The organism is Clostridiales bacterium, from assembly GCA_030016385.1.
Lineage (GTDB): Bacteria > Bacillota > Clostridia > Clostridiales > Oxobacteraceae > JASEJN01.
Map to the genome: position 1 here is coordinate 1 of JASEJN010000097.1, position 7,325 is coordinate 7,325.

A 7,325-nucleotide genomic window follows, 5' to 3' on the forward strand; every position below is an offset into this window, starting at 1 on the left:
AACTTGAATCTGGCGAATGAGTGTTCAAAATAACATAAGTTCATATTACGAATCGGAGTTACTGTTTTACCAACTCTTGACATATTATACAAACACATGTATACTTAGTATCAGAAACAGATCATGACCTGATAATTCTATTAAATATCCAAGAAATTCAAAACATCATCTTTTAACTTCATCTATAAAATAAACATTAAAAATCATCAACTAAAAATAAGACTGTGTCAGTATAAAATGAGTATTTAAAATTCAACAATACTCTTTGGCATGGTCAAAAATTAAAATGAGAGGAGAATATCAAAACATGAGAAGAAAACTCAAGAGAGTAATGGCTTTGATTTTAATCATCTTGTCGATTATGGTTTTTCCGCTTAATGTGTATGCTGCCGACTATTATACATACAATAACCACGTTATATCAGGGGGAGTCGGCAACTGGGGACAACACAGGCGATATTACTACATAACAAGTTCGGCTGTTTCGGATGGAGATACAACATTGATACAGAATGCCATGAGCTCATGGATTTATACGGATGATAAATTGTCTACCCCTATTTCATTCCGGCAGACTACCACTCAAAAGCAAAGCGTCATGGACATATATGCAGGCAATTACTATGCTCCTTCCACCGGAATTATTGCAGAAACCTTGTTCTATAGCTCCTCGGGAGAGATTAATCCCATGAATTCAAACTGGGTATGGAATAAGATCGATTTAAACATGCAAGTATTCAATACATTGAGCTTATTTAATATGCAGGGTTCTATAGCCCATGAAATGGGCCATTGCATGGGTCTCAATGAAAACAACCATATTTTAAATGCGATAATGTGCCAGCTTGGGAACGGACGCGTGGTGAACGAACCTGAGGTATTTGATCTGCGCGGCATAAATTATCTATATTGATCAATAATTTTTGAAAGGAGTCAGTGATATGAAAAAGTCAGTATTGCTAATATGCATCCTGCTAATATCTTTATTGATATCTTCAGCCTGCTCTTCTAATAAAGCAACAGGTATAAAGTCATCGAATCCATCCGGGGAAAATGCGGAAGATATTAAGGCACCTGCAGAAAGCACAGACGGTGAGAATATGGAAACAGTAATAAGCGAACCAGATTTTGCCGTCGTGTATGACAGCCTGGAAAAGCTTATGGACAAAGCAGAAATCATAGTTGAAGGCAATATAATGGATACAAGCTATTTCGATTTCAATACTGTGACTTATACAAAAGCCCACCTTAAAGTAACAAAGACATTTAATAATAATGTAAAAGAAGGGGATGTCATAACCCTCGTGGAGCCCGGTGGAATAACTACAAAAGCGGCCATTATAAAATATTCGGGGGCAAGTTTAAAATTTGGCATTAAACCAACGGAAAAGGACAAAAATACTAAAGTAAGGTTTTCACTTATGGGGTATCAGAATGTTAAGCCAAACGATAAAATTCTTATTTTTGGACTGCAGGATTATTCCTTAAACGTACTTCCAGGAGAAAAGTATTATGTTACGCTGGGCGCTTTCCAGGGAAAGTTCAACTTAAGCGGGAATAATGTAGAGAGATTTACACCCAAGAGTCTGAAAACCGATAAATACCTATCGCTGAATAAAAATAAATTAAAGATCGAACAGGATATAAAAAATATGATTAAAAGCAAACAAAAAACAAATTAAATGCAGCAACTTCGGCGATGGCTTACACTGAGCCATCGCCGAAACAAAATTGGCCTATGGAAAATGCCTCTCTAAATATCAGTCTTTTTGTCTGACATTTTAGCAACACTTCGAATGTCCATGTGATTTAAATCCAGTATAAATAAAATCTATTTTCTTGAACACATCGCATAATATGAGCTTAGCGATTGGAATAATATTCTTCAAATATAAAATATGTGCCTCCCTCGTATATTATTTCATTTCATGTATATTTGCACGGTCTTTGAATCTATAATATGACTAAAGTCATATCCAAATAGTGACTTTGCGTACTTCAAAGCGTTTAAAGTTTACGTTATTATTATATTTGAGATGAAATCTATCCCAACAATTATATACTTTTAATATTAAGAGGTGAATTACTATTATGAAAGCAGTAAAAATCGATGGTTTGACAAAGCGTTTTGGAGATACTATAGCACTTGACAACATAAACCTTGAAATCGATGAAGGGGAAATATACGGACTTCTGGGCCCGAATGGAGCCGGTAAAAGCACGGCAATAAATATAATATGTGGGCTTTTGAAAAGTGACAGAGGAAACGTTTTTGTGCTCGGGAAAAATATAAGAAAAGAACCCGATTTTACAAAGAGAAATATCGGGGTGGTTCCGCAGGATCTTGCCATATATGAAGACTTAACAGCTTATGAAAATGTCGGATTTTTTGCAAGCTTATACGGTCTCAAAGGCGAGAACTTAAAGCAAAATATCGAGATGGCATTAAAATTTGTCGGACTTGATGATAAATCAGGGGAGAAACCGAAGAAATTTTCAAGCGGCATGAAAAGAAGGCTTAATATTGCATGCGCAATTGCGCATAGACCAAAGCTTATCATAATGGATGAACCTACGGTCGGCATAGACCCTCAGTCGAGGAATCACATACTGGAATCCGTAAAGAAACTCAATAAAATGGGAAGTACTATCATATATACAAGCCACTATATGGAAGAAGTTGAGGCGATATGCACAAAAATAGCCATAATGGATCATGGCAAAATAATCGCAGAGGGCACAAAAGAGGAGCTTAAATCGATTATTACGAATACAAATACCATTTTAGTCACCGTAGGCTCCGCAGCAGATATAGATGAAAACAAATTAAAGCAAATAAACGGTGTTAAAAATATTATTATAAACGAAAATGTGGTAAAAATAATAGGCATGAGGGATGTAAATAATCTTGATAAAATAATATTGTATTTTACAGGCAACCATATACCGATTAAAAACCTTGAAACACAGACACCTGATTTAGAAACAGTATTTTTAACTTTGACCGGCCGAAAGCTAAGAGACTAAGGGAAAATGTATGATTCAAACGAAAGGAATGGTATATGATGAGAATTTTTAGGATTATGTTTAAGGAAATAAAGGAAAATTTGACCGATAAAAAAACAATGCTGATGATGGTCCTCTTTCCTATTGTTCTGATATTAATATTAGGTTTTGCATTCTCGAACGAATTCAGCCAGTCGTATCCTACGAGCGATATTCAGCTAATATATACTGACAGCGGCAGCAAAGAGATGTCGGAAGGGTTTCAAAATTTTATGGAAAACTGCGATGATATGGGAATAAAAATCAAAGAAGCAGAAAGCACGGATAAAGGCATAAATGATATCAAAAATGCCAAATATACGGGTTATATCCTCGTAAAAGATAACAGCATCACATTATATAAAAATGATAAGAATTTCATAGATACGAATATAATCGAAAGTTTATTAAAAACCTTCATCGACAGGTTTAATTCGATATCTGTCATAGCCAGAAATAATCCATCTATCATGGGCAAAATAGTTTCAGATGAGAACTATGATTTTACCAGAGTAGTATCCCTTGATAAAGAAAAGCAACCTTCGTCGATGGATTATTATTCTGTTACAATGTTGACCCTTATAATACTGTATGGGGCTATGGGAGGTATATTTTCCATTGGCGAAGAAAGAACCAGGAAAACCGGTGACAGGATGCTTTGCAGCCCTGTAAAGAAATATGAGATATTGACAGGAAAGCTTCTCGGGCAATCATTTTCCATCCTTATACAGTCGGTCATAGTCTTTTTATTCAGCAAATTTATACTCGGAGCCAATTGGGGAACAGACTTGCCTACAGTATTTGCGGTAGTTTTAAGCGGCATAATTTTTTCAGTAAGCATCGGCATCTGCCTGGGTTTTATAATAAAAAACAACAATGCAGCAATGGGTGTGATTAATTCCATCATTCCTTTTATAGCCTTCCTTGGCGGATCGTATTTCCCGATAAGTGAGGTGGGCAGCGATGTATTATCGAAATTATCAAATATCTCCCCTATTAGATGGACAAATAACTCAATATTCCAGGTAGTATTTGCAAAAAATTACGGTGATGTACCCATGGCACTGGCAATCAATCTGACATGCGCGGCGGTTTTTATAGCCATATCGGCTATGGCTTTTAAGAAGGAGGCATTTTAGGACATGAGAAACATGATATTACTTATCAAAAACAATTTGAAACTATTGTTTAGAAGGAAAAGCAATATATTATTTATAATTTTATCCATTACCATTCCTTTCGTGTATTTGCTCTTCAGCTTTTCGAACAGCGGACAGCTAAAGATAGGTATTATAAACAAAGATAACTCTTCGCTGTCACAGGATATGATAAAGTCATTCCAGACTACGAATAAATATAAGATTATTACATTGAAGGATGATGAAATAAACAGTGTAGTCGCAAAAGGCGATGTCGATTGTGCATTCACTATACCCGAAGGGTACAGCAGAAGCTTGATGTCCGGAAACGTTCCAAAATTGCAGATCTTTTCGGTAAAAGGCCAGGAAGTGACATCTCTGATACAAAACTATTTAAACCTGTATATAAAAAATATCACCGATATATCTAAGGCTGCAAGCGGAAATGCAAAACTGTTCGATAAAATGTATAATGAATACAAGCAGGGCGGTTTCACCTTGAAAACCTATAGCGTAAAGGACAAAAGCGCCACTAATATGACGACATCCAGAAGTCTGGGATTATTCTTAATGTTTTTGATGATGGGGAGCGGGAGCACTGCAAGTTTGATGTTGCAGGAAAAGAGAGAAAAAACATTCAACAGGATTTGTGTGGCGCCTCTGAAACCAAGGATATATATTTTCAGTAACTTCATAGTAAATGCAATAATTACTCTATCTCAGGTTGTCCTGATCACAATATTTTTGGCTCTATTTTTAAAATTGCCTGTTGACAAATCGTTTCTGCAACTATTTTTGATATTGGTCATATTCGGTCTGACATCGATCGGGCTCAGCATGCTTATTATCGCATTCTCAGATTCAACAGCACAGTCAAGCAGCCTTTCGACGCTTATAATCACCCCTACTTGCATGCTCGGCGGCGCCTTTTGGCCTCTTGAATTGATGCCAAAGGCACTACAGAGGGTATCAGACATCATACCGCAAAAATGGGCGATGGATGCAATATCAAAAATCCAGGAGGGTACAAACTTTAGCGGACTGCTTGCAAACATATGCATACTGGCTGCGTTTGCATTAGCATTTCTGCTGATTGCCACATATAAGATAAAAATAACCGATAAGACAGGCGACTTTGTATAGCGACCGCTTCTGTAATTGCCGGGGCTTGAATAAATTTTCAAGCCTTTTTTATTTCTATGATCTTCGATTCGCAATTTGAGCTTGTGTTATTTATGATCGATTTCATATTACAAATTGAAATTTTATGATGATAATTGTCTTTATTTCAGTTAAAATATAATTGGATGGTATAATAGGAGGTTTTTTATATGGACATACTGCTCATACTAAGTAAATTTTCAATTATTTTATACGTGCTAATAAAATACTTAATCGGAGAAACATTCCATCCTATGTATACCATTTTATCGATTCTTATATATATCTGCATAAACATGGCTTATTATATTATAAGCAGTAAGATGATTAAAAAGGGAGTTCTGATTTTATCCATGGTATTATTAACCCGGGGGTATTTATATGTCAACAGGCTGTTTATAATTTTGCTGCCTCTTAATTTATATGAATTTAGCATAGGCTTGTTTCCATCGCATTTATGCCTCATTTCATCCGCTCTAATCGCATTTTTACTCGATAAATCGATTGTTCCAGAGTACATTTTGATCTTATTGTTATCTTATTTAATATTTTTTACTGCAAAGAGAGCATATTTTAAGATTCGGACTTATAAAAACCAAAATGACGATATGCGCGGAAAAATATACAGGCTCTACGAAAGAATCGACGCGAACAAGGGATATGAAAAGCAGGTAAAGTATACGGCCCAGCTTGAGGAACGGAATAAAATCTCACAGAAAATACATGACAGCGTCGGTCATACGATATCGGGAAGCATCATGCAGCTTGAAGCAGCTAAAATTCTGATGGATAAAGATAAGGAAAGCACGCTCAAAATGGTTCAAAATTCCATAAATGTATTGAGAGACGGGCTCGAATCCATAAGAGAAGTTTTGCGTGAAATAAAGCCTCCAAAAGAGCAGATGGGAATAAACAGGCTCAAACTTATGACCGACGATTTTACTGCAAAAACTCAAATAGAAACCATTTTGAATATCAATGGTAAAATTGATGTGATAAACTATACATATTGGAATATAATAATTGAAAATACAAAAGAGTCCCTTACAAATGTACTTAAATATGCAAATGCTACAAAGGTTCAGATAAGGATAGATGTGCTCAATAAATTTATTAAGGTTGAAGTCAAAGACAACGGAATCGGTTCCTACTCGATTAAAAAGGGACTGGGACTTAGGGGCATTGAAGAACGTGTCAGCAATGCCAAAGGCAAGGCAATAATAGACGGCTCAGATGGTTTTTCAGTTATAACACTATTGCCAATAGAAGGTGCAAAATGATGACAATAAAAGTATTAATCGCCGATGATGACCCGCTGATAAGGGAGAGCTTGAAAATCATATTGAATATAGATGAGGATATAGAGGTCGTATCATGTGTTGAAGACGGCTTAAAGGCTTGCGAATGCTGTAAAAACGATCATGCCGACGTAGCGCTTATAGATGTAAGGATGCCTGTATTAAATGGGGTGCAGGCTGCCAGGGAAATATGCCAAAGCACTGATACGAAAGTCCTTATACTCACGACATTTGATGATGATGAATATATTGTCGACGCGATAAAGAGCGGTGCGAGTGGATATCTTCTTAAAAACAACACGCCGGACAAGATAATATCTGCGATAAAGATGGTATATGGAGGCAACTCCGTAATACAGGATGTAGTATTAAATAAAATAAAAGAAGGGCTCAAAGATAAAAAAAGAAAAATTGATGATGCTCTTTTTTCCAGACGAGAAATAGAGATCATGCAGCTTATCGCGCAGGGGTTATCAAACGGCGAAATCGCCGAAAAATTATACATATCCAAAGGCACGGTTAAAAACTATATAACCGCCATACTAAATAAAACAGGACTCGCGCACAGGACCCAGATTGCAATTTTCTATCTTAATAGCGGCGATTCTCCTCTGGGATAAATTTTTTAACTTCAATTCGTAATTTGAAATCAGGAATAAATAGGATTATGTTATTTTGAGCA

At 36.1% G+C, this 7,325-nt stretch carries 7 protein-coding genes; all 7 read left to right on the top strand.

What is annotated here, in order from left to right:
* Positions 1 to 307 precede the first annotated feature (307 nt).
* The 7 genes from QME45_14235 to QME45_14265 all read left to right on the top strand — a co-directional run bounded on the left by QME45_14235 (position 308) and on the right by QME45_14265 (position 7,263).
* Positions 308 to 913, top strand: coding sequence for a hypothetical protein (locus QME45_14235; GenBank protein MDI6619789.1), 606 nt, complete (start codon positions 308 to 310; stop codon positions 911 to 913).
* A gap of 28 nt (positions 914 to 941) precedes the next feature.
* Complete coding sequence (locus QME45_14240; protein ID MDI6619790.1) at positions 942 to 1,682, top strand: hypothetical protein; 741 nt, start codon at positions 942 to 944, stop codon at positions 1,680 to 1,682.
* A gap of 409 nt (positions 1,683 to 2,091) precedes the next feature.
* Positions 2,092 to 3,027 (top strand): ABC transporter ATP-binding protein, encoded by a 936-nt coding sequence (locus QME45_14245; GenBank protein MDI6619791.1) that lies wholly within the window; start codon positions 2,092 to 2,094, stop codon positions 3,025 to 3,027.
* A 35-nt stretch (positions 3,028 to 3,062) separates the two neighbouring features.
* Positions 3,063 to 4,184, top strand: a complete 1,122-nt coding sequence (locus QME45_14250) for an ABC transporter permease (GenBank protein MDI6619792.1) — start codon at positions 3,063 to 3,065, stop codon at positions 4,182 to 4,184.
* Between the two features lie 3 nt (positions 4,185 to 4,187).
* The gene (locus tag QME45_14255) at positions 4,188 to 5,327 is read left to right on the top strand and encodes an ABC transporter permease (protein MDI6619793.1); all 1,140 of its coding nucleotides are present in this window, start codon (positions 4,188 to 4,190) and stop codon (positions 5,325 to 5,327) included.
* 188 nt (positions 5,328 to 5,515) lie between these two features.
* Positions 5,516 to 6,625 carry a histidine kinase gene (locus tag QME45_14260; protein ID MDI6619794.1) on the top strand — a complete coding sequence of 370 codons (1,110 nt, stop codon included), beginning with the start codon at positions 5,516 to 5,518 and terminating at the stop codon, positions 6,623 to 6,625.
* Entirely contained in the window at positions 6,625 to 7,263 is a 639-nt protein-coding gene (locus QME45_14265) for a response regulator transcription factor (protein MDI6619795.1), read from the top strand. The genes QME45_14260 and QME45_14265 overlap by 1 nt, the downstream gene beginning before the upstream one ends.
* Positions 7,264 to 7,325: the final 62 nt, after the last annotated feature.